The sequence below is a fragment of the Paenirhodobacter populi genome (genome assembly GCF_004022215.1).
GTDB classification, from domain to species: domain Bacteria; phylum Pseudomonadota; class Alphaproteobacteria; order Rhodobacterales; family Rhodobacteraceae; genus Rhodobacter; species Rhodobacter populi.
The window spans coordinates 67,590-89,377 of record NZ_SAUZ01000017.1 but is presented as its reverse complement, the minus strand read 5'-3'; the positions used below and the strand labels follow the sequence as shown (position 1 = coordinate 89,377).

Here is a 21,788-nt window from a genome sequence, read left to right as displayed (position 1 = left end):
CGGCCTCATTCCACCAGAGGGCAGCCGGACTGCTCGGCGGGAAGAAAGGCCTGATCGCCGGGGATCGTCGCCACGATCTCGTAATAGTCATAGGGGGCCGTGGATTCCGACGGGGACTTGACCCGCATCAGATAGGCATCCGTCACCATCCGCCCGTTGGCCTGAACCCTGCCGTTCGGGGCAAAGACGTCATGCACGGGCAGCTCGCGCAGCTTGGCCGCCACCGCGTCGCTGTCATCGGTGCCCGCGGCCTCGACCGCCTTCAGATAGGAGGTCACCGCCGAATAGGTGCCGGCATGGACCATGTTCGGCATCGCGCCCGTGCGTTCCTGAAACCGCTTGGCGAAGGCGCGGGTTTCGTCGGTGCGGTCCCAGTAGAAGGTCTCGGTCAGGTTCAGCCCCTGCGCGGCATCAAGCCCCAGCCCATGCACCTCGGCCAGCGTGAACAGCAGCGCCGCCAGCTTCTGCCCGCCCTGCGTGATGCCGAATTCCGCCGCCTGTTTGATGGCGTTCTGCGTATCCGCCCCGGCATTCGCCAGCCCGATCACCTGCGCGCCCGAGCTTTGCGCCTGCAACAGGAACGAGGAAAAGTCGTTGGTCGCCAGCGGATGGCGCACCGCCCCCAGCACGGTCCCGCCCTTTTCCTTGACGAAATTCGCGGTGTTCTCTTCCAGCGAATAGCCGAAGGCATAATCGGCGGTCAGGAAATACCAGCTTTCGCCGCCCGCCTCGACCAGCGCGCCGCCGGTGCCGACCGCCAGCATGTGGGTGTCATAGACCCAGTGGAACCCGTAGGGGGAACATTGCTCTCCGGTCAGTTCGGTCGTCGCCGCGCCGGTGTTGATAGTGATCTTCTTCGCGTCCTTCGACAGCGCCTGAACCGCCAGCCCCACCGAAGAGGTCGTCAGCTCCATCACCGTGTCGACCTGCTGCGTGTCATACCATTGCCGCGCGATGTTCGAGGCGATGTCGGCCTTGTTCTGGTGATCGGCGGTGACCACCTGGACTGGCACATCCAGAACCGTGCCGCCGAAATCCTCGACCGCCATCCGGGCGGCCTCATAGCTGTTCTTGCCGCCGAAGTCGGCATAGACGCCGGACTGGTCGTTCAGGATGCCGATCTTGACGATGTTGTCGCTGATCCCCTGCGCCGCGGCCGGCAGGGTGACAAAAGCCATGGCGGCGCCCGCGAGCGCCGTCGAAAGATAATAGCTGCGCATTCCATCCTCCCCGATGGTAAGCATGTGACTGGACACGTCGCCGCATCCGTCGGGCGAAATACCCCGATCATATGTCTTGAAGTCGTGCCGGGGCTCCTCTCCCCGATCCGACGAATTCAGGATTGCGGATAAATTCTGTTCAGGCAAGCCTGTTTCCAAGGCGAATTGTGAACAGGCCTTGTTCAGAAACGTTCAGACAGGGGGGAAAGATGTTCGATTGGGACGACCTGCCGTATTTTCTGGCCGTGGCCCGCTTCCGCCAGTTGTCGGCGGCGGGGCGGCAGATCGGCACCAGCCACGTGACCGTCGCGCGCCGTATCGACCGGCTCGAGGCGCGCATGAAGATGCGGCTGTTCGACCGCGCCGCGCGGGGTTACGAGTTGACCCCGCAGGGGCGCCGGATGCTGCCCGCCGCCGAACGCATGGAACGCGAGGCGGAGCGCCTGCGCGAGGAAATGTCGGGCACCGTGTCCGGCCATCGCGGGGTGTTCCGCATCTCGATGCCCGAGGGGTTCGCCAGCTTCTTCTGCCAGCATCTGCGGGCGGGGCTGATGGAGCGGTTCCCCAACCTCTGGCTGGAACTGGTGACGCTGCCGCAGGTCGGCACGCTGTCGCGGCGCGAGGCGGATCTGATGATCGCGCTCGACCCCACGCCCGCCTCGCCCTATCACAGCGAGGCGCTTGGCGATTACATGCTGCGGGTCTATGGATCGGAAACCTATCTGCGGCAGGCCCCGCCGATCCGGGAAAGGGGCGATCTGCTGGCCCATCCCTTCATCGGTTATATCGAGGACATGATCTTCGCCCGCGGCCTCGACTATCTCGAAGATGTCCATCCGGGCATTCGCTGCAATTTCAAAAGCTCCAGCATCTTCAGCCAGTTGGCCGTGGTTTCCGATGGCGCGGGGCTGGGGGTCCTGCCCTGTTTTCTGGCCCGGCGCCTTGCCCATCTGGTGCCGGTGCTGCCGGGCGAGCTGGTCTTGCGGCGCACCTACTGGATGACCTGCCACCGCGATGTCTGGCAATCGCCCATCGTGCGGCAGGTGAGCCAGCTGATCCGCGACGGGATGGAGCTTCACCGTCACCGGCTGATCCCGGTGGACGATACGCGGGAAACGGCTTGACCCGTTTCCCGCGCGCCATAGGCTAAGGGCGACCCGGCCATCGCCGCAGGAGGCGTTCCGACCCCGGAACGGCGGCCATGGACCGGGCATTTCATACGGGAGGAAGACATGACCACGATCGCCTTCATCGGCCTTGGCAACATGGGCGGGCCGATGGCCGGAAACCTTGTGAAAGCGGGGCATGACGTGACCGGCTTCGACCTGTCGCCCGAGGCGCGCACCGCCGCCGCCGGGCGCGGCGTCACCATCGCCGCCTCGATCGCCGAGGCGGTCGCGGGTGCGGATGCCGTCATCACCATGCTGCCGAGCGGCCCGCTGGTCCTGCAGGTGTGGGAAGAGCTGGCCCGCCTGACCGGCCCCGGCGTGATCGTCATCGACAGCTCGACCATCGACGTCGACAGCGCCCGCAAGGCCCATGCGCTGCTGGACGGGCGGCTGACGCTGGACGCGCCGGTTTCGGGCGGCACCGTCGGGGCCGAGGCCGGCACGCTGAGCTTCATGGTCGGCGCGACGCCCGAGGCTTTCGCCGCCGCCGCGCCGATCCTGCAACCGATGGCGGGCCGGATCATCCCCTGCGGTGGCGCGGGCGCGGGGCAGGCGGCGAAGCTGTGCAACAACATGCTGCTGGGGATCTCGATGATCGGGGCGGCGGAGGCCTTTGCGATGGGCGCGCGTCTGGGGCTGGAGGATCAGGCGCTTTTCGACGTGATTTCAACCTCATCCGGGCAGTGTTGGGCGGTGAACACGAATTGTCCGGTGCCGGGTCCGGTGCCCACATCGCCCGCCAACCGCGATTACCGTCCGGGCTTTGCCGCGGCGCTCATGCTCAAGGATCTGCGTCTGGCGCGGGCGGCGGCGGAAGCGTCCGGGGCCAGCATTCCTCTGGGCGCCCATGCGGCACGGCTTTACGAAGCCTTCGCCGGGGCCGGCTATGGCGGCGAGGATTTTTCCGCGATCATCCGATTCCTGCAAGATCCCGCGGCGCGCGATGCCTGAGGCTGTCGCGGGTGGAGAGCGAAGAGGGGGCGCTGCCCCCGTCCTTCGGACTCCCCCGGGATATTTATGGAAAAACGACGGGCCTGTGGCGCTTTCGGGGTGTGAATGGGGGGCGCGGAGGCCCCCCATCCGGGTCAGTGGACGCCCTCGGCGCGGACCTTGGCGACATCCGCGGAGGTGACCGGGGCGGCATCGTTGCCCCATGCGGTGCGCAGGAAGTTCGCCAGTTCCGCCACATCGCCATCGGTCAGCCGGTCGGCATAGCCCTGCATCACCAGATTCATCGGGCGCTTTTGCGTGCCCTGCACCTCGGCGCCGTTCAGGATGATGGAGATCAGCGGCTTGGTTTCCGACCCCGTCACGAGCTCATTGGCCTGAAGTTCCGGGAAGATCCCCGGCGCGCCCTTGCCCGTGACGAAGTGACAGGCGGAGCAGTTGTCGAGGTAGAGCCGCGCGCCGAGCGGCATATCGGGCGATGCCTCGGTCAGTAGCCGTTCGGTTTCCGCGCCCGCGGCATCCGCCTCGGCCGGGGGCTGCGCGCCGGTGATGGCGGCGAAGGTTTCGGGCACTTCGACCGCCGCGCCGTCGATGCCTTTCAGGAAGGCCGCGATGGCGAGATTGTCGCGATCCGTCAGGTATTGCAGCGAATGTTCGACGACCAGCCCCATCTCGCCGTTCGCGGTGGAATGGGCGTTGCGGCCGGTGGCGAGATAGGTCGCGAGTTCGTCCAAGGTCCATTTCTGCGGGGCGGACTCCGGGCCGCGCAGCGCGGGCGCGTTCCAGCCGTCGATCACCCCGCCGGTCAGGAAGGACCTGTCGGTGGCGAGGATGCCGTCTTGCGACATGAACCGGGTGCGCGGGCTGTGGCAGGCGGCGCAATGGGCCGGGCCTTCGACCAGATACTGGCCGCGATCTTCAAGCTCGCTCCGCCCTTCGGGCTTGAAGCCCGCCCCGTGCGACAGCGCGAGCCAGTTCCACGCCCGGATGCCGAAGCGCAGGTTGAAGGGGAAGGTCAGTTCGGTCTTCGGCGCCGCGGCGTGAACGGCCGGCAGCTCGTGCATGAGGTAGTCGTAGAGGGCGCGGATGTCCTCTTCCGTCATCAGGCGGTAGTTTTCATAGGGCATCGCCGGATACAGATGGGTGCCGTCCGGGGTAACCCCGTCGACCATCGCCGCGCGGAAATCGTCGAGCGTCCAGTTGCCGATGCCGGTTTCCTTGTCCGCCGTGATATTGGTCGACCAGATGGTGCCCATCGGGCTGACGATCGCGCGGCCGCCGGCGAAGGGCTGGCCGTCGGGCGCCGTATGGCAGGCGACGCAGTCCGAGGCGATGGCGACATATTCGCCCTGACCGGGCGCGGGCGTCCAGTCCGCCGGAAGCTGCGCCGTGGGGGCGGTGCGCTGCACCGGCACGAACAGGAACGCCAGAAGCGCCAGCACGCCGAGGATGACGAGACCGCCGAGGATACGCAGGAATGTGACCATTTTCGTGCTCCTCACACCAGCGGACGCGGATTGGACAGGTATTGCGTCCGGATCGCATGGGCCGTGTGATAGGCCAGCGCGCCGACAAGGCCCGTCGGGTTATACTGCGTGTTCTGCACGAAATTCCCCGCACCGCAGGCAAAGACGTTGTGCATGCCCCAGACCTGGCTGAACTTGTTCACCACGCCGGTGTCGGGGGTTTCCGACATGATGTGGCCGCCGGTGTTGTGGGTCGACTGATAGGGGCGCACGTCGTAATGCGCGCCGGGGAGCTTGTGCCCTCTGGCCACGGCATCGGGTTTGAGGAAATCGACGAATTTCTCTATCTGTCCCGTCAGATAGGCCTCCATGTTCAGCTCGTTGTCGTTCCAGTCATAGGTCATCCGCATCAGCGGGCGGCCGTGCCGGTCCGTGTAGGTCGGGTCGAGGTCGAGGCTGTGGGTGCGGTAGGACATGACCGAGCCGTGGGTGGCGATGGTCATGGAATGGCCATACCATTCGCCGATGCCCTCCTTCCAGGCGGCGCCCCAGGCGGCTGTGCCCGTCGGCAGCGGCATCGAGCGGATCGGCTGGCCGTTGAAGGTGCCCGAGAAGAGATACGATCCGCCGATGAAGCCGAGCGCGCCGAAATCGTTCTGGTTCATGCCGAAATCGTCGATGACGGTGGCGTTCGCGCCATGCCCGACGAACGGATTGAAGATTTCGTCCTTGAAGAAGAGCGTGGTGCCGCCGGTGATCTGATAGGCGTAGTTCTTGCCGGTGACGCCCTCGCCCGTAGCCGGATCGTAGGGCTGGCCGATGCCCGAGACCAGCATCAGGTGGACGTTGTTGAGCTGATAGCTCGACATGATGACGATGTCGGCGGGCTGGAAGACCTCTTCCTGCGTCGCCTCGTCGAAATAGGTCACGCCGGTCGCGGTCTTGCCATCCGCCGATTTCTCGACGCGCAGCACCTCGGCATGGGTCCGGTAGGAGAAGTTCGGGTAGCGTTTCAGCGCATCGAGAATGGCCGTCTGCGGCGAGGCCTTGGAATACTGATAGCAGCCGTAGCGCTCGCAGAAGCCGCAGAAGTTGCACGGCCCCATCTGCATCCCGTAGGGGTTCGTGTAGGCCGTCGAGGCAATGCCCGCGGGCATCGTGAAGGGATGATAGCCGAGTGCCCTGGCCGCCTCGCCGAATTTGGCCGAATCGTAGGTCGCGGGGTGGGGCGGCATCGGATAGTCTTCCGAGCGCGGCGCCTCGAACGGGTTGCCGCCTTCGCGGATCTGGCCGTTCAGGTTGCCCGCATAGCCCGAGATGCCGGCGACCTTGTCGAACTGGGTGAAGAAGGGTTCGAGTTCGGCATAGCTGACCGGATAATCGGCGATGGTCATGTCCTCGGGGATGATCTGTTCGCCCCAACGGTCGCGGATGTAGCTGCGCAGATGGAATTCCACCTCCTGCGGGCGCCATGTATGGCCGTTCCAGTGCGTGCCGGCGCCGCCCACCCCGTTTGCGGGCAGGAAGGAGCCCATGTTACGATAAGGCAGGGCGGTTTCATCGAGATTGCGGCGCACCGTCACCGTCTGCTGGGCAGGGTGCTGCATGTTCTTGAACCGGACGCCGTATTTCAGCTCATCGATCTGGTTCGGATATTTGAACTCGGGCACGGTGTGCTGGTCGCGGCCGCGTTCCAGCGCGACGATCTCCAGTCCCTCCTGCGCCAGTTCGATCCCCATGATCGAGCCGGTCCAGCCGAGGCCGACGATGACCACGTCCTTCTTTGCTTCCTGACGTGCCATGATTAAGCCCTCTCGCCCTTGATCGACACGGGGCCGAGCGGATATTTGATGTTGTGGCGCGTGGGCCATTCGCGATAGGCGGCCCGGGCGCCCGGAAAGCCGATATAGACCCAGGCCTGCATGCCGTGGTTGCCGCCATACATCGGATCGGCGAAATAGCCTTCCTTGGTATTGGCGAGCAGGGTGGCGAAGAAGATCTTCAGTTCGTCCCCCAGATCCGCGTCGCCCTTCTGCAGGGCGGTCAGCGCCGCGTCCTGCTGCGCGGTGTCGAGCACGGCGAAGGCCTTGCCGTATTGCGCCTCGCACCAGGCGTTGAAGGCGGGGATCGCCTGGCGGTAAAGCTGCGCCGGGTTCAGCGGCGTCTGCCAGCCGCGGTCAGCGCCCGCCGTGGGATCATGCGGTCCCATCATGTACCAGTCGTCGGCGCGGCCGTAGTCATCGGCAAGCTGCAGGTCGATGAACACCGGCACGCGGGTCTCGATCGCGCCGGGGCCATTGCCTTCGGACGGGATGAGGCGGGCCGTCGCGGCAAGGATGAACTGCCATTCCTCGGGCGTGAAATAGGCGGGCTCGTAGGCTTCGAGGGGGGGTGCCTGGGGGGTCGCTTCCGCCTGTGCGGTGCCGGCCACGCCCGCGATCGCCACGCCGGCCGCAGATGCTTTCAGAAAGCTGCGGCGGCTTGGATAGCCGGGAAGATCGGTCATCTTGTATTGCCTGCCTTGTGAGGTTGGTAACAGATTCCCCTTTGTCTTAGACCCGAACTGCGACAAATTGAAGCTGGTTTTTCCCCATGTTTTCAGGGGGCCACTGACAGGGCGCGCATTTGGGCCTCGTCTTGGCCCACCTCCTGCCGGCAGGGTCACCGGCCGTCGGGCCGGATCATGGCGGAAATCCGTTGTGCTTCCGTGCCGTTACGTCAGGCAGCCCCCGCATTCAGCGCCCCGTCACCCCCTCGATCGCTGGCGGCGGGACCGGCTGCGTCACCAGACTGCTGGCGCGTTTTTCGTAAAAGGCGTTGCCCCCCGCCACGAGGACATAGTGCATGTTGTCATAGGAAAAGCTGTGGCCCGCGGTATGGAAGAACATCGCGTTCCCGATCATCGGATGGCGCTCGCCTTTCAGCACGGAGCGCGCCACTTCCTGCACCTTGGGGTCAGAGTGCATCCGTTGCGACATGATCCCCCGGGCGAACTGGCCCTTCTGCCCGACGACACCGCAGACCGAGCCGGGGAACCGGCCCGACTGTGCCCGGTTCATCACCACGCTGCCAACGGCGATCATCCCGTCGCGGCTTGAGCGGTTGGATTCGAAATACATCGCCCGCTCCATGCATTCCTGTTCGGTATGCCGATGGAAAAGCGAACACCCCGCCAGTGCGAAAACCACCGTGGTCAGGGAAAGCGCCGTCCGCAACGCCGGGATCGGGAATGTCATGGTTCGCCTGTGCTGCTGCCCGGGGCATTTTGCCCTCGTTGGAAACAAGGGTATCAAAGATCGCCCCTGGGCAGCAACAGGGCGTTGGGGCATCCGACCTAGGTCGCGGGGCCGATCCTGACCCGTGCCGTCACCAGCGCCGCCGCCGCGATCAGGATCAGGCCGCTGGCCAGAAAGACACCGCGCGGGCCCGTGCTTTCCAGCAGCACACCGCCAAGTCCTGCCCCCGTCGCGATGGCGATGTTGATCGCCGCCACGATCAGGCTGCCGCCCGCCTCGGCCTGATCCGGAATGGCACGCGTGATCCAGGTCGACCAGGACACGGGAACACCGGCGAAGAACAGCCCCCACACCGCGATCAGCGCCGCGTCCAGAACCGTGACACCTCCGAAGGTCACCAGCAGAACGGCAAGGCCCCCCATGATCAGCGGCAGCAGCATCAGCGTGGCGCGGAGCGACCACCGTATCGCGTAGGCCACCAGATAGGTTCCGGCGAAATTGGCGATGCCAAAGCCGAACAGGATCGCCGTGACGCCATCGATGCCGACGCCGGTGACGGTTTCAAGGAAGGGGCGGATATAGGTGAAAAAGGTGAAATGCCCGGCGAAGACCAACAGCACCGCAGCCATGCCGATCCCGATGCCGGGCCGCGTCAGGACCTCGATCAGCATGCCCGCCCGCGCATTGCCGCGCGCGGGCAGGGCGGGCAGGGTCGCCGCCTGAACGATCAGCGCCAGCACCCCAAGCACCGCGGCCGCCAGAAAGACCCCGCGCCAGCCGATGATCGCGCCCAGATAGCTGCCGACCGGCACGGCAAAGACCGTCGCCGCCGACACGCCCATGAACATGATGGACAGCGCCCGCGGGATCATCGCCGCCGGCACCAGCCGCATCACCATGGCGACGGACAGGCTCCAGAATCCGCCAAGGGCGATGCCCATCAGCACCCGGCCGAACAGCAGCGTCACAACCCCCGGCGCCGCGGCGACGATCAGGTTCGACGCGATCAGCAGGACGGACAGCCCGATCAGCACCACCCGCCGGTCCATCCCGCGCGCCAGCGTCGAGATGAACAGGCTGGTCAGCAGCGCGACGAAGGCCGTGGCCGTCACCGCCTGACCGGCGATGCCCTCGCTGACCCGCAACCCCTGCGCCAGCGGCGTCAGGAGAGAGGCGGGCAGGAACTCCGCCGTGACCAGCGCGAAAACGCCGAGAGACATGGAAAAGACGGCCCCCCAGGCCGCATGCGTGGGCGCCTCGGGCGGGGCGGTCGTTTCAAAGGCGGGCGTGTCGATCATGGTGGTGTCGGTCGGCATGGGTCGATCCTTGGCGCTATGAATGCGGATGATCAGAATGTGCGTGGAAATTCCGGACAAATCATGCCAGTCTGTCCGCCATGTTTGATCGAAGCTCCGAAACCGCGGGCAGCCGCGATGCCGTCAGCGAGGTGCTCCTTGGGATGCGCCTGCGCGGGGCCAGCTATTGGCGGCTGCGCCTGTCCCCGCCCTTCGGGGTCAATTTCCGGGCGGACGGGGGCGCGCGCTTTCACTTCATCGGGCAGGGCGAGGCGGTGCTGATCCTGCCCGATCAGGCCCCCCGCGCAATGCGGGCCGGCGACGCCGTGCTGATCCCGCGCGGGCATCCGCACCGGATCCTGTCAGGCCCCCGCGTCGCCGCCCGCGATTTCGACAGCTATACGCCCGAACCGCTCTGCCCCGCCTTTTGCGAAATCCGCGCCTGCGACGCCACCGCCTGCCGCAGCAAGGACACGATGATCCTGACCGGCGCGATGGAGCTTGATCTGGCGACAATGCACCCGCTGGTCGCACTCATGCCCGAGGCGATGTCCGTCGATGCGCTGCTGCACCGCCAGCCCGAGATGCGCGCGATCCTCTCCGCCATGGAAACCGAGATGGCGCAGGACCGGCCCGGTTCGGCCGGCATTCTGGCGCGTCTGGCCGATGTGATCGCGGCGCTGATCGTGCGCGGATGGGTGGAATGCGGCTGCGACAATGTCTCGACCGTCATCACCGCGCTGCGCGATCCGCGCCTCGCCCAGGTGCTGGTCGCACTGCACAAGGATCCGTCGCGGGACTGGGACATCCCGGCGATGGCACGGCTGATGGGGTCGTCGCGATCCGTCTTTGCCGAGCGGTTCACCGCGACCGTCGGCATCAGCCCGCTGCGCTATGTCACCGATCTGCGCATGCGGCTGGCCGCGCAATGGCTGGAACGCGAGGGCAGTTCCGTGGCCGAGGTGGCCCATCGTCTTGGCTACGGATCGCAGGCCGCCTTCGCCCGCGCGTTCAAGAGGATCGTCGGCGTGTCGCCGGGAAACCACCGGCGCAGGGCGTCTTGACGCCCCGCCCGGATCCTATCGCGCGGCCAGCCAGCCGCGCCAGCCGCCGAAGGACGTGATTTCCCGCGCATCGCGGAGCGCATGGCCTTCGCACAGGAAACCGCTGGCCTGCCCGCCATCCGCCAGTTCCAGTTTGCCGATCCCCAGCGGCGCCGGAATGCGGGCCACGAACCGCCCGAAGGCCGCGGCGGGCAGCGCCCACAGCTCCACCTCGATGCCATCGCCGGTAAAATCCGGGTCGCGGATCAGGCCCGGCTTCGGCGGCACGCTGTCCGGCAGCTCGTAAAGCCGGTAGCCGGGCGCGGTGCGCGTCCGCGCAAGAAGGACGCCGCCCGGGCCGGTGAGTTCGTGGTTGAGCGGCATCCCCGTCAGATGCGCACCCACCACCGCAAGGGTCAGCCAGTCCTCGGGCAAATCGGGCAGAGGAGCGGGCGGGACGGGGGCGGCACGGTCGGCCCCCAGACCGCAGGCCGCCGCCGCATGCAGGGCCGCCGCAAACCCGGCCAAAGCATCGTCGCTGAAGCCCGGCCCCACCAGCGTCACCCCGGCCGGCAGGCCAGAGGCGCCGAACCCGCCCGGCACGGCGATGGCGGCAAGCCCCATCAGATTGGCGAAATTGGTGTAAAGACCGAATTCACTATTGCGCCGGACGGGATCGGCCAGCATCTCCGCCACGGTGCAGGTGGTGGGCGATGTGGGCAGCATCAGCATGTCGACCGCCTCCCAGACCGGGGCGACCTGCTGGCACAGCTCTTTCAGCCGGTAGAGACCGCGGAACGCCTCGACCGCGCTGCGGTTCTGCGCGCCCTCGACGATCCCGCGCACCACGGGGTCGAAATCCCCTGCGTTGGTGGCGAGGAACCCCTCGACCGCCGCCAGCCGCTCGGCGACCCACGGCCCGTCATAGAGCAGCGCCGCCGCCTCGCGGAACGGGGCGTAGTCAAAGGGGACAAGCGTGGCGCCAAGCGCCTCGGCCCGGGCGGCGGCGGCGTCATAGAGCGCCTCGACCTCGGCATTGCCGTAGAAATTCCGCTCGGCCCCCTGAAGGATGCCGATGCGCGGGCGCGGGGGCAGGGCCACCGGGGCGGCATGGCGCGAAAACGGGTCGGCGGGATCGTGACCTTCCATGATCCGCCGGATCTCGACCCCCTCGGGCACGGTCAGGGCCAGCACCGTCACCACGTCGATCGACCGGCATGCCGGAACCACCCCGGTGCAGGGGACAAGGCCCGGCGTGGGCTTGATGCCGACGAGGTTGTTGAACATCGCCGGCACCCGGCCCGACCCCGCCGTATCGGTGCCGAGCGCGAAGGCGCAGACCCCCGCCGCCACCGCGACCGCCGAACCGGAGGAAGACCCGCCCGAGACATGATCCGGATCGAAGACCGAACGCGGCGCCCCGTAGGGCGACCGGGTGCCGTTCAGCCCGGTGGCGAACTGGTCCAGATTGGTCTTGCCGATCACGATTGCCCCGGCCGCGATCAGCCGCGCCACCGTGGTCGCATCCGCCGCTGGGTCATAGGCGTAGGCGGGGCAGGCCGCCGTGGTGGGCAGGCCCGCCACGTCGATATTGTCCTTGACCGCGAAGGGGATGCCGAAAAGCGGCAGGCCCTGCGGCCCGCGAGCGGTCAGTTCGCGGGCGGTGGCGCGCAGCGCCGCGTCGGGCACGGGGGTGATGAACACCGCCGGGTCCCGCGCGGCCAGCCGCGCCCGGCGGGCGATCACTTCCTCGACGATATCGAGGAGGGTCGCGCCCGCGGCATAGGCGGCGCGGATGGAATGCAGGGTCATCATCGGGGGCAACAGCATCATTCGGTCTCCATCACGGCCAGAACATCGCCGGCGCGCAGCGTCCGGCCCGGCGCCGCGCGCAATTCGCGCAGCCGGCCCGTCGCGGGCGACGGCACGGTAATTTCCATCTTCATCGATTCAAGGATGGCGATCGGATCGCCCGCGGCGACCCGCGCCCCCGGCGCGACAAGGTATTTCCACAGATTGCCCGGCACCGGGCTTTCCACGCCAATGCAGCCGGCGGGCAGGTCCGCGCCTTCCAGCCGCGCGCCTTCATCGGGCAGGAAATGATCGAGCCCGAGCGCCTTCCACCGCGCCCTTTCCGCCCCGAACGCCGCCTGCTGGCGCGATTTGAAGGCGGCGATACTGTCCGCCTCCTCGGCAAGGCGCCGCTTTTCCGCCGCCCAGTCGAAGGTGCCTTCCTCGATCCGCAGATCATAGCCGCCGTGGGGGAAGGCGGCGCGGGCCTCTTCCAGCTCCTGATGACTGACCGGGAAAAAGCGGATCTGGTCGAAGAAATCCAGCAGCCACGGCCTGTCGCGAAAGGCCGCCGTCCGCCGCCAGGTGTTCCAGACCTGGATCGTGCGGCCGAAAAGCTGATAGCCGCCCGGCCCCTCCATCCCGTAAATGCACATGTAGGCGCCGCCAATGCCGACGGCATTTTCCGGCGTCCATGTGCGGGCCGGATTGTATTTCGTCGTCACCAGCCGGTGGCGGGGGTCGACCGGCGTCGCCACCGGCGCGCCCAGATAGACATCCCCCAGCCCCATCACCAGATAGCGGGCATCAAAGATCGTGCGCCGCACCTCAGCTTCGTCCTCCATCCCGTTGATCCGGCGGATGAATTCGATATTCGACGGGCACCATGGCGCGTTCGGGCGCACAAGATCCTGATACTTGCGCATCGCAAGCTCCGCCTGCGGATCGTTCCACGACAGTGGCAGCCAGACGGTGCGCGAAGGCACCCGGACCTGATCCGCCGCGGGCAGCGCCGCCTCGATCCGCTGCAGTTCCGCCAGAAGGTCGGCGCGGGAAATCCGCCTGCTGTCGTAGTGGAGTTGCAGCGAGCGGATCCCGGGGGTGAGGTCGATCATCGGCAGAGCCGCCGCCCGCACCGCCTGCATCAGCAGTTGCACCCGCAGCCGCAGCTCGATGTCCAGCACCATCGGCCCGTATTCGACCAGCAGGTTTTCATCCCCCTGCCGGCGATAGGTCACCGGCACGGCGCCCTCCACGGCGCTGACCACGGGCGAACCCATGCGCAGCAGCGCCGGCCCCGCCACCGGATCCGCCGGGCGTTCCGCCGCGCGGAACCGCACCCGGTCGCCGGGGCGCAGTTGCCCAAGCTTCCACAGATCCTCCGCCGTCACCACCGCCGGGCAGACGAAGCCGCCGAGGCTCGGCCCATCCGGGCCAAGAATGATCGGCATGTCGCCGGTAAAGTCGATGGCGCCGATCGCATAGGCGGTATCGTGGATGTTTGACGGATGCAGCCCGGCATCGCCGCCGTCGCTGCGCGCCCAGTCCGGCGCCGGACCGATCAGCCGCACGCCGGTGCGGGCCGAGTTGAAATGCACCTCGTATGCGGTGGAAAACAGGGTCGCGATGTCGTTGTCACGAAAGAAATCCGGCGCGCCATGCGGACCGTAGACCACCGAAAGCACCCAGTCATGGGTCAGTCCGCCGGGCTCCGGGGGCAGGGGCGGGCCCACCTTGGCCCGGCCGATATGCAGCACGTCGCCGGTCTTCAGCACCCCCGCCGCAGGACCGCCGAAATGGCCAAGCGCGAAGGTCGCGCGCGAGCCGAGGATTTCCGGCGCGTCGAACCCGCCCGCGACCGCCAGATAGGCGCGCTGGCCCGGCCCCTCGATCGCGCCGATGGCAAGCGTGGCGCCCGCCGGCACCTCGACCACCGGCCCCTCGACCGGCGTGCCGTCGAGCGTCAGCCGCATCCGCGCCCCGGCCAGCGCGACCCGCGCCGGGGCAAGAAAGCGCAGCACCGGCCCGCTCACCGTCATTTCCAGCGTGGTGGTGTCGGGCGGGTTGCCCAGAAGCCGGTTGGCGTTGCGGTGCGACCGCGCGTCCATCGGCCCCGAGGGCGGCACGCCGACATGCCACAGCCCCAGCCGCCCGGGCAGTTCCTGAAGGCTCGACTGCGGGCCGGGGGACAGCACCTCGATCCCCTCGGGCGCGAAGGCAAAGGCCGCCAGCGCCGTCGTCGCCACCTTGCCCGAGGCCAGAAGCTCCGACCCGACGATGGCGCGCAGATACTCGAGGTTCGTCTCGATCCCCGAAACGCGGGTGCGCGCCAGCGCATCGCGCAATCCGGCGAGCGCGGCGGAACGGTCTGCGGCGTGGACGATGATCTTGGCCAGCATCGGATCGTAGAAGGTGGTGACCTCGCTGCCCGTCTCGATCCAGCCGTCGATGCGGGCGGTATCGGGAAAGACCACTTCGGTCAGCAGTCCCGCCGAGGGGCGAAAGCCCGCATGGGGCATTTCGGCGTAAAGCCGCGCCTCGATCGCCGCGCCTTGCGGGGCGGGCATCGTCGCGGGGATCGGATCCTCGCCCGCGGCCTGCCGGATCATCCATTCGACCAGATCGATGCCGAAGACCGCCTCGGTCACCGGATGTTCGACCTGCAGGCGGGTGTTGACCTCAAGCAAATAGAACTCCGCGCGGCGCGGATCGTAGATGAATTCGACCGTCCCCGCCGAGGCATAGGAGACGCGCGCGCACAGATCCGCCGCCGCCCTGTGCAGCCGCGCCCGCACCGCATCGGGCAAAAGCGGCGCCGGGGTTTCCTCGATCACCTTCTGGTTGCGCCGCTGGAGCGAGCAGTCCCGTTCCCCGAGGGCGATCACCCGGCCCGTGCCATTGCCGAAGACCTGCACCTCGACATGCCGCGCATCCGGAACGAAGCGTTCCAGATAGACCCGCGCATCGCCGAAACTGGCGCTGGCGGTGCGCTGCACGCCGGCGAAGGCCGCGCGCAATGCGGCCTCGTCAGGGCACAGGCTCATGCCGATGCCGCCGCCGCCCGCCGTCGATTTCAGCATCACGGGGTAGCCGGTGCGGGCGGCCTCCTCCGCCGCCGCATCGGCGTCGGACAAGAGGCCGGAGCCGGGCAGCAGCGGCACGCCCGCCGCCTTGGCCAGTTCCCGCGCGGTATGTTTCAGCCCGAAGGCCTCGACATGTTCCGGGCGCGGGCCGATGAAGGCGATGCCCGCTGCGGCCAGACGCGCGGAAAAGCCGGTGTTCTCGGACAGGAAGCCATAGCCCGGATGCACCGCCTCGGCCCCCGTCGCGCGGCAGGCGGCCAGAACCGCCTCGGCGTTCAGGTAGCTTTCGGCGGCGGGCGCGGGGCCAAGGCGCACCGCCTCGTCGGCCAGACGCACATGGGGGGCAAAGCGGTCGGCATCGGAATAGACGGCGACCGAGGCGATCCCCATCTTCTTCAGCGTGCGCAGGATGCGGACCGCGATCTCGCCGCGGTTCGCCACAAGGACCTTGCTGAACATCGCTTTCACCCCCGGATCACGACGCGGATCGGCGTCGGGTCGAAGCCGTTGCAGGGGTTGTTGATCTGCGGGCAGTTGGAAATCACGCACAGCACATCCATCGCGGCCAGCATCTCGACGTGATCGCCGGGCGCGGAGATGCCGTCGTCGATGGTCATCGCGCCATTCTGGCTGATCGGCACGTTCATGAAGAAGTTGATGTTGGGCACGATGTCGCGTTTGGTCATGCCGTGCCGGGCGAGTTCGAGGATGAAATTGTCGCGGCAGGCATGCAGATGGCGGGTGTCATGGCCAAAGCGCACCGTGTTGCTTTCGCACGAACAGCAGCCGGCGTTGGTGTCGTGCCGGCCCGAGGTATCGGCGGTGACGGTCAGCATCACATTGCCTTCCGAGGACATCAGTTTGGTGCCCGTGGTGATATAGGCACCATTCTGTTCACGCATCGTGTCCTGACTGGAATAGCGCTCGGCGACGTCATGGGCGTTGTAGAAGATCGTGTCGATCGCCTGCTGGCCGTAGCTGTCGATGATGCGGATGGTCTGGCCCTTTTTCACAAGGCCCGACCAGGGGCGGTTGGCGGGAATGTCGTGGATCTGTTCCATTGTCGTGACCCTCAGGCGCGCGCGTTGTTTTCAAAGCCGCGGACGGCTTCGGCGGTGGCGGTGCGGCACAGGTCGTCCTGGGCGATGGGCGCGGCGGCAAGCCGCGTCACGGTGATGGCCGGTCCTTCGCCCGTCGTCGGGCCGGAGGGGTCGAGCGGATGGCGGGTATTCGACAGCGCGATCAGCAGGTCCATCTCGGCGCGCAGCTCCACCCAGTCGTCGCCCGCCAGAAGCGCGGGGTTCCAGAAGAACCCGCCCCCCGCATCGACCCGGACCGGGGCGAAGAAGGTCAGCAGCGCCGGCAGGTCGCGCTTGTCCAGCCCGAGCTTGGCGGCGGCGATGACCATGTTCTCGCGCGTGTTGCGGGCGCCGGGGGTGAAGGGCGCGCGCGCCGGACTGCCGCCGGTCAGCACGTCATGGGCGCCCGAGCTGTCCTCGGTGATCGAGAACAGCACCCGCCCCATGTCGGAAAACACCACGCGGCCGCGGCGCAGCTCGGTCGTCCATTGGAGTTTCACCGTGTCGGGCAGGTTCATCCGTTCCGAACTGTCGGCCGCCGCCCATACGGCCAGCGAGACCGAGGAACCGGGGCCGCCGGCCGCGATCCGCAGCCGCTCGCCCTGCGCGAGCTTCAGCACGTGATACCAGCCGCCCGGAACGGTTTCCGTTCCGATCACCTCTTGCGGCGCGGGGGCGGGCGCAGGGCGGGGGCTTGGTTCCGGCAATGCCTTGGGGGCGAATTCGAGGCCCCTTTTCTGATGCGCCTCGTAACGGGCCCGGTCCGCGGCGATCGCCTCAGCCGAGCGCGGAATATGTTTGAGCATGTCCATCTCCGGTAGGCCGGGTCGTCCCGGCGAACTGTCCCATCGTGGTCGGGTCGTCCCGAAGGCTGTGAAGGTCGATTTCATACATGGTCCTGCGCCCGGCCACGCGCGGCGGCCAGATCAGGATGTCCTGCGCGATGGTCGCGCCGTAGCGGGCCTGTTCCTCGGGGCGGTCCCGGCGCCGCTCAAAGGCGATGATCCGGGTCGAGAGGGTGAAGGCCTCGCGCAGATCGTGGGTGACCATGATCACCGTCATCTCGATCTCGTTCCACAGGCGCCGCATCAGGGCGTGGATGTCGGCGCGGATGCCGGGGTCGAGCGCCCCGAAGGGTTCGTCGAGCAGCAGCACCCGCGGCTTCATCATCAGCGCCTGCGCCAGCGCCAGCCGCTGTTGCATCCCGCCGGAAAGCTGGGCGGGATACTTGTCCTCGGACCCCGCCAGTCCGACCTCGGCCAGCATGGCGCGGGCCTCGTCGGCGATCGCCCGGCGCGCCGCGCCGAAGCGGCGGCCAAGGATGCGGGCCGTGCGCATTTCCGGCCCCGCCATGACATTGCCCAGAACCGTCATATGCGGAAAGACCGAATACCGTTGATAGACCACGCCGCGATCCGGCCCCGGCTCCTTCGGCAGGGGCTTGCCGTCGAGCAGGATTTCGCCCCGCGTCGCGCTTTCCTGCCCGAGGATCATTCGCAGGAAGGTGGTCTTGCCGCAGCCCGAGGGCCCGACCAGCGCGACGAAGGCCCGCGGCGCGATGGTGAGGGAGATATTCTCCAGCACGATCTGATCGCCGTATTCCTTCCACAGGTTCCGGATCTCGATCCCGCTCATCGCGCCATCTCCGACCAGGGGAACAGGCGGCGGCGCAGCGTGCTCAGGCCGATGTCGATCAGCACCGACAGGAGCGTGATCCACGCCACATAGGGGAAGATCACATCCATCGCGAGATAGCGTCGCACGAGGAAGATCCGGTAGCCGAGCCCCGCATCCGCCGAAATCGCCTCGGCCGCGATCAGGAACAGGAACGCCGGGCCAAGCTGCAGCCGCAGGCTGTCGATCAGGCGCGGCAGGATCTGCGGCAGCACCACGCGACAGGCGATGAGCCAGCTTGACGCCGATAGCGTCTCGGCCTTGACGATCTGTTCGCGCGGCAGGGCGGCGGCGGCCAGCGCAAGGTCCCGCGCCATGATCGGCGTCACCCCGATGACGATCAGCGCGATCTTCGACACCTCGCCCAGACCCAGCACGATGAACAGGATCGGCAACAGCGCCAGCGGCGGCACCATCGAAACGAAGGTCACCACCGGCGCCAGCGCCGCCCGCGCCACCGGCAGGATGCCCGTCACCAGCCCGATCACCAGCGCCGAGGCCGTCGAGATCCCCAGCCCCCAAGCCAGCCGCGTCAGGCTGGCAAGGGTATCGGTCCAAAGAATGTAGTTGCCCGTCCGCGCGTCGGGCACGAAGGCCAGCGTGTTGATGGTCTGGGCCAGTGTGGAAAGCGCGGGCAGCAGCTTGTCGTTCGGGTTCTCGGCAAGCCGCGCGGCCGAGCCGATGACATAAGCCATCACCAGCAGCACGAACGGCAGCAGGCCAAGCATCAGCCGAACCGTGCGGTCGGGTCTGACATTGACGAGACGCATGGCGGCCATCCGTCAGAGCGCGCCGTCGGCGGCGAGTTTCATGTAGGTGTCGGTGAAGCGGAAGGCGACATTGCCCGCATCCCCCATCACCGTGCCGCCGGGAAATTCGATGCCCACCGCATCGGGCGAGGAACCGCCCGCCCCCAGCAGCCCCTTTTCGAACAGGAAGGTGCGCACATGGTCCATCGTGGTTTCCAGCGCGGGCGAGGTGACGAAGGCCACCGCATCCGCGGGCTGGTCGAACAGCCGGGTGGCGGTCAGCTGCGCCTCGTAGCCCGCCTGATCGGTGCCCGAGGCCGCGCCCATCGCCGCACGCGCGGCGGCGCCTTCGGCCGTGTCGGCGGTCAGCAGGGCCGCCGTCTCATACCAGATCCCCGCCAGCGCCTTGCCGAAATCGGGGTTGTCGGCCAGCACCGCGGTATTGGCGACCATCAGGTCGATGATCTCGCCGGGGATGTCGGAGCTGTCGAAGACATTGTTGGCACCGGGCAGGGCGAGGATTTCCGACACCATCGGGTTCCATGTGACCATCGCCGTCACATCCGGCGTCTGGAACGCGCCGACCATGTCGGGATCGGCGGTATTGACCACCTTCAGGTCCCGCTCGCTCAGCCCCACGCTTTCCAGCGCCCGGGCCAGCAGGTAATGCGAGACCGAGAATTCCACCAGATTGACGTTGCGCCCCGCGATATCCGCCAGATTGTCGCTGTCCTTGAGGATCACCGCGTCATTGCCGGCCGAGAAATCGCCCACGATCACCGCGGTCGTATCGACGCCGCCTTCGGCCGGGATGGAAAGCCCGTCCATATTGGTCAGCGTCACGGCGTCATAGGCGCCGACGGTATATTGATTGATGGATTCGACATAATCGTTGAACTGGGTCACCTCGATGGTGATCCCGTATTTGTCCGCCCATTTCTGCACGATGCCATGATCGGCGGCATAGCCCCAGGGCATCCAGCCGACATAGATCGACCAGGCGACCTTGAAATCGGTTTTGGTCTGGGCCTGCGCCGGAGAGAGGGCGAATGCGCTCAGCGCGGCAAGGGTGGCGACAAGAACGCTACGGCGAGTCGACATGGGTCCTTCCTTTCATATACATGAGGGAATGACGGACCATCGCCGCCAATCCCTTGGCTGGACGAGGTCTCCCGGGCTTTTATCCCGCCGTGCGCCAAACGGGGATGTCTCCCCCGCTGGTGGTAGCTCTCGGACCAGTCACACCTTTCGGTGCCGGAACCCTAGCCGCCAACTCTGAATGATTCCCGGATAGCGATCGGCGGCCGTTCGCGTCAATGACGCGAAACGCAAGGGGGTGAAAAACGCCGCCGGCCTGCGGATCGTGTCTATTTGTTGGGCCGGATCACGCTATCGCAGCCGCATATGCCGCAATTATCGGCGCGGCGGAGTCGAGGGGCGAATCGCCGCGCCGGCCAACCGACGGGCCGAAAGACGAATTGGGGTGCATTCTTTCACGGCGATTGAGTTTCCCCTTCGTTTTGCTGATACCTTCAGCATCGGCAATCTCGCAGCGCGCGGATTCGACGGGAGGATACCCCATGTGCCAGGCCTGTTTCGCACCTTCTTCTGCCAACGGCAGGCTTCACTTCTGCCACTGCGGCACGCCGGAGACCCTGGCCGCGATGCGGCGGATCGAGGCCGATATCTCGCGCCGGCAGATGCTGGGCGGCATGTCGGCGGTGATCGGCATGTTCGCGGGCTTCGGTCTTGCGCCACGGGAGCTGCGCGCCCAGACGGCGGGGCGGCCGCTGCTGCTGACCAACCTCCGGTTTTTCGACGGCGAGACGCTGTCTATCCGCGAGGGGAATGACATCCTTGTCCGCGATGGCCGCATCGCCGCGCTGCCTGCGCCCGGGCAGGGGCCGGAGGACGCGGAGCGCATCGACTGCGGCGGGCGCACCGTCATCCCCGGCCTGATCGACACGCATTGGCACACGACGCTGGTCGCGGTCAGCCAGCTTGTCGCCATGACGCAGGAACCCGGTTTCGTGCATCTCGTGGCGGGGCGCGAGGCCGGTGCGACGCTGATGCGCGGGTTCACCACGGTGCGCGATGTCGGCGGCCCGGCCTTCGCGTTGCAGGCGGCCATCGACCGCGGTGTCGTCGAGGGGCCACGGATATTCCCGGCGGGCGCGATCATCTCGCAGACCTCGGGGCACGGCGATTTCCGCTTTGCCAATACCTTGCCGAAGATGCCGCTGGATCCCGCCTCCTATCCCGAGGCTCAGGGCATGGCCGCCATCGCCGATGGCGTGCCCGAGGTCCTGCGCCGCACCCGCGAACAGCTGATGAAAGGTGCAAGCCAGATCAAGATCGCGGCCGGGGGCGGTGTCGCCTCGCAATACGATCCGCTGGAATCGCTGCAATTCACCGAGGCCGAGATGCGGGCGTCCGTCGATGCCGCGGCGGATTGGGGCACCTATGTCTGCGCCCATGTCTATACCTCGCCGGGGATCCGGCGCTGCCTTGCGGCCGGGGTGAAGTCCATCGAACACGGGCAACTGGCCGACGAGGATACGGTCCGGATGATGGCCGATGCCGGGGCATGGTGGTCGATCCAGCCGTTCCTCGCAGACGAGGACGCCAACCAATACACCGATCCCAAGGCGGTCGCCGCGCAGACAGCGGTATCGGAAGGCACCGTGCAGGCCTTTGAATGGGCCCAGAAGCACAGGGTGAACTGGGCCTTCGGCACGGACATCCTTTACGGTGGCGGCGAAAGTCAGGCGCGGCAACTGGCGAAACTGGCGCGCTTCATGTCGCCGCTCGAGGCGCTGCATCGCGCGACCGGCGCTGCCGGTCAGCTTCTGGCCCTGTCCGGCGCGCGTGCGCCCTATGACGGGCGGCTTGGCGTGATCGCCGAAGGGGCGCTGGCCGATCTGCTGGTGATCGACGGCGAGACCGACACCGACCTGTCGTGGCTTGCCGATTCCGACAACCTGCGGCTCATCATGAAGGGCGGGCGCGTCGTGAAGGACAGCCTGTGAGGGGAG

General features: G+C 67.2%; 17 protein-coding genes and 1 riboswitch. Of the genes, 4 read left to right on the top strand and 13 right to left on the bottom strand.

Annotated features, from left to right (window positions below; translation table 11 throughout):
• Nucleotides 1-5: 5 nt before the first annotated feature.
• Nucleotides 6-1,220: an ABC transporter substrate-binding protein gene (locus D2T30_RS14910; RefSeq protein ID WP_128209529.1), complete on the bottom strand. Its 1,215-nt coding sequence runs from the start codon at nt 1,218-1,220 to the stop codon at nt 6-8.
• Between the two features lie 209 nt (nt 1,221-1,429).
• On the opposite strand from D2T30_RS14910, the gene D2T30_RS14905 reads away from it, so the two are divergent.
• Both D2T30_RS14905 and mmsB read left to right on the top strand, forming a co-directional pair.
• Nucleotides 1,430-2,344, top strand: a complete 915-nt coding sequence (locus D2T30_RS14905) for a LysR family transcriptional regulator (protein WP_128209528.1) — start codon at nt 1,430-1,432, stop codon at nt 2,342-2,344.
• A gap of 108 nt (nt 2,345-2,452) precedes the next feature.
• Complete coding sequence (mmsB, locus tag D2T30_RS14900) at nt 2,453-3,340, top strand: 3-hydroxyisobutyrate dehydrogenase (RefSeq protein ID WP_128209527.1); 888 nt, start codon at nt 2,453-2,455, stop codon at nt 3,338-3,340.
• Between the two features lie 134 nt (nt 3,341-3,474).
• Here mmsB and D2T30_RS14895 read toward each other — a convergent pair whose 3' ends face one another.
• From D2T30_RS14895 to D2T30_RS14875, 5 genes are all read right to left on the bottom strand, one after another.
• Nucleotides 3,475-4,824 (bottom strand): c-type cytochrome, encoded by a 1,350-nt coding sequence (locus D2T30_RS14895; RefSeq protein ID WP_128209526.1) that lies wholly within the window; start codon nt 4,822-4,824, stop codon nt 3,475-3,477.
• 11 nt (nt 4,825-4,835) lie between these two features.
• On the bottom strand, nt 4,836-6,605 hold the full coding sequence (locus D2T30_RS14890) for a GMC family oxidoreductase (protein ID WP_128209525.1): 1,770 nt from the start codon (nt 6,603-6,605) through the stop codon (nt 4,836-4,838).
• 2 nt (nt 6,606-6,607) lie between these two features.
• A complete protein-coding gene (locus D2T30_RS14885) occupies nt 6,608-7,309 on the bottom strand; it encodes a gluconate 2-dehydrogenase subunit 3 family protein (RefSeq protein ID WP_128184933.1) in 702 nt (233 codons plus the stop codon).
• A 229-nt stretch (nt 7,310-7,538) separates the two neighbouring features.
• Entirely contained in the window at nt 7,539-8,039 is a 501-nt protein-coding gene (locus tag D2T30_RS14880; RefSeq protein ID WP_128209524.1) for a cell wall hydrolase, read from the bottom strand.
• Between the two features lie 98 nt (nt 8,040-8,137).
• Nucleotides 8,138-9,355: an MFS transporter gene (locus D2T30_RS14875; RefSeq protein WP_128209523.1), complete on the bottom strand. Its 1,218-nt coding sequence runs from the start codon at nt 9,353-9,355 to the stop codon at nt 8,138-8,140.
• An 80-nt stretch (nt 9,356-9,435) separates the two neighbouring features.
• Here D2T30_RS14875 and D2T30_RS14870 point away from each other — a divergent pair, with 80 nt between their 5' ends.
• Nucleotides 9,436-10,398, top strand: a complete 963-nt coding sequence (locus D2T30_RS14870) for an AraC family transcriptional regulator (RefSeq protein WP_128184927.1) — start codon at nt 9,436-9,438, stop codon at nt 10,396-10,398.
• Nucleotides 10,399-10,413: 15 nt separating this feature from the next.
• Here D2T30_RS14870 and atzF read toward each other — a convergent pair whose 3' ends face one another.
• The 7 genes from atzF to D2T30_RS14835 are packed head-to-tail and all read right to left on the bottom strand — an operon-like array spanning nt 10,414 to nt 19,854.
• Nucleotides 10,414-12,210, bottom strand: a complete 1,797-nt coding sequence (atzF, locus tag D2T30_RS14865) for an allophanate hydrolase (protein ID WP_241651300.1) — start codon at nt 12,208-12,210, stop codon at nt 10,414-10,416.
• Entirely contained in the window at nt 12,207-15,710 is a 3,504-nt protein-coding gene (locus tag D2T30_RS14860; protein ID WP_128209522.1) for a 5-oxoprolinase/urea amidolyase family protein, read from the bottom strand. The genes atzF and D2T30_RS14860 overlap by 4 nt, the downstream gene beginning before the upstream one ends.
• Nucleotides 15,711-15,715: 5 nt before the next feature.
• Complete coding sequence (locus D2T30_RS14855; RefSeq protein WP_128209521.1) at nt 15,716-16,312, bottom strand: urea amidolyase associated protein UAAP2; 597 nt, start codon at nt 16,310-16,312, stop codon at nt 15,716-15,718.
• Nucleotides 16,313-16,323: 11 nt separating this feature from the next.
• Nucleotides 16,324-17,136, bottom strand: coding sequence for an urea amidolyase associated protein UAAP1 (locus D2T30_RS14850; protein ID WP_128209520.1), 813 nt, complete (start codon nt 17,134-17,136; stop codon nt 16,324-16,326).
• Complete coding sequence (locus tag D2T30_RS14845; RefSeq protein ID WP_128209519.1) at nt 17,108-17,965, bottom strand: ABC transporter ATP-binding protein; 858 nt, start codon at nt 17,963-17,965, stop codon at nt 17,108-17,110. Before D2T30_RS14845 ends, D2T30_RS14850 begins: the two co-directional genes overlap by 29 nt.
• Nucleotides 17,962-18,774 (bottom strand): ABC transporter permease, encoded by an 813-nt coding sequence (locus tag D2T30_RS14840; RefSeq protein WP_128209518.1) that lies wholly within the window; start codon nt 18,772-18,774, stop codon nt 17,962-17,964. Before D2T30_RS14840 ends, D2T30_RS14845 begins: the two co-directional genes overlap by 4 nt.
• Before the next feature lie 12 nt (nt 18,775-18,786).
• On the bottom strand, nt 18,787-19,854 hold the full coding sequence (locus D2T30_RS14835) for a putative urea ABC transporter substrate-binding protein (protein WP_128209517.1): 1,068 nt from the start codon (nt 19,852-19,854) through the stop codon (nt 18,787-18,789).
• Between the two features lie 66 nt (nt 19,855-19,920).
• A riboswitch (guanidine-I (ykkC/yxkD leader) is annotated at nt 19,921-20,030 on the bottom strand.
• A 303-nt stretch (nt 20,031-20,333) separates the two neighbouring features.
• Between D2T30_RS14835 and D2T30_RS14830 the strand changes: the two genes are divergently transcribed.
• Nucleotides 20,334-21,782, top strand: a complete 1,449-nt coding sequence (locus tag D2T30_RS14830; protein ID WP_128209516.1) for a metal-dependent hydrolase family protein — start codon at nt 20,334-20,336, stop codon at nt 21,780-21,782.
• Nucleotides 21,783-21,788: the final 6 nt, after the last annotated feature.

Excerpts from the sequence above, each read along its gene's own strand:
- D2T30_RS14880 (WP_128209524.1), bottom strand. The coding sequence starts at position 8,039 with ATGACATTCCCGATCCCGGCGTTGCGGACGGCGCTTTCCCTGACCACG.
- mmsB (WP_128209527.1), top strand. The coding sequence starts at position 2,453 with ATGACCACGATCGCCTTCATCGGCCTTGGCAACATGGGCGGGCCGATG.
- D2T30_RS14875 (WP_128209523.1), bottom strand. The coding sequence starts at position 9,355 with ATGCCGACCGACACCACCATGATCGACACGCCCGCCTTTGAAACGACC.
- atzF (WP_241651300.1), bottom strand. The coding sequence starts at position 12,210 with ATGATGCTGTTGCCCCCGATGATGACCCTGCATTCCATCCGCGCCGCC.
- D2T30_RS14870 (WP_128184927.1), top strand. The coding sequence starts at position 9,436 with ATGTTTGATCGAAGCTCCGAAACCGCGGGCAGCCGCGATGCCGTCAGC.
- D2T30_RS14890 (WP_128209525.1), bottom strand. The coding sequence starts at position 6,605 with ATGGCACGTCAGGAAGCAAAGAAGGACGTGGTCATCGTCGGCCTCGGC.
- D2T30_RS14850 (WP_128209520.1), bottom strand. The coding sequence starts at position 17,136 with ATGCTCAAACATATTCCGCGCTCGGCTGAGGCGATCGCCGCGGACCGG.
- D2T30_RS14840 (WP_128209518.1), bottom strand. The coding sequence starts at position 18,774 with ATGCGTCTCGTCAATGTCAGACCCGACCGCACGGTTCGGCTGATGCTT.
- D2T30_RS14910 (WP_128209529.1), bottom strand. The coding sequence starts at position 1,220 with ATGCGCAGCTATTATCTTTCGACGGCGCTCGCGGGCGCCGCCATGGCT.
- D2T30_RS14855 (WP_128209521.1), bottom strand. The coding sequence starts at position 16,312 with ATGGAACAGATCCACGACATTCCCGCCAACCGCCCCTGGTCGGGCCTT.
- D2T30_RS14830 (WP_128209516.1), top strand. The coding sequence starts at position 20,334 with ATGTGCCAGGCCTGTTTCGCACCTTCTTCTGCCAACGGCAGGCTTCAC.
- D2T30_RS14835 (WP_128209517.1), bottom strand. The coding sequence starts at position 19,854 with ATGTCGACTCGCCGTAGCGTTCTTGTCGCCACCCTTGCCGCGCTGAGC.
- D2T30_RS14845 (WP_128209519.1), bottom strand. The coding sequence starts at position 17,965 with ATGAGCGGGATCGAGATCCGGAACCTGTGGAAGGAATACGGCGATCAG.
- D2T30_RS14905 (WP_128209528.1), top strand. The coding sequence starts at position 1,430 with ATGTTCGATTGGGACGACCTGCCGTATTTTCTGGCCGTGGCCCGCTTC.
- D2T30_RS14860 (WP_128209522.1), bottom strand. The coding sequence starts at position 15,710 with ATGTTCAGCAAGGTCCTTGTGGCGAACCGCGGCGAGATCGCGGTCCGC.
- D2T30_RS14895 (WP_128209526.1), bottom strand. The coding sequence starts at position 4,824 with ATGGTCACATTCCTGCGTATCCTCGGCGGTCTCGTCATCCTCGGCGTG.
- D2T30_RS14885 (WP_128184933.1), bottom strand. The coding sequence starts at position 7,309 with ATGACCGATCTTCCCGGCTATCCAAGCCGCCGCAGCTTTCTGAAAGCA.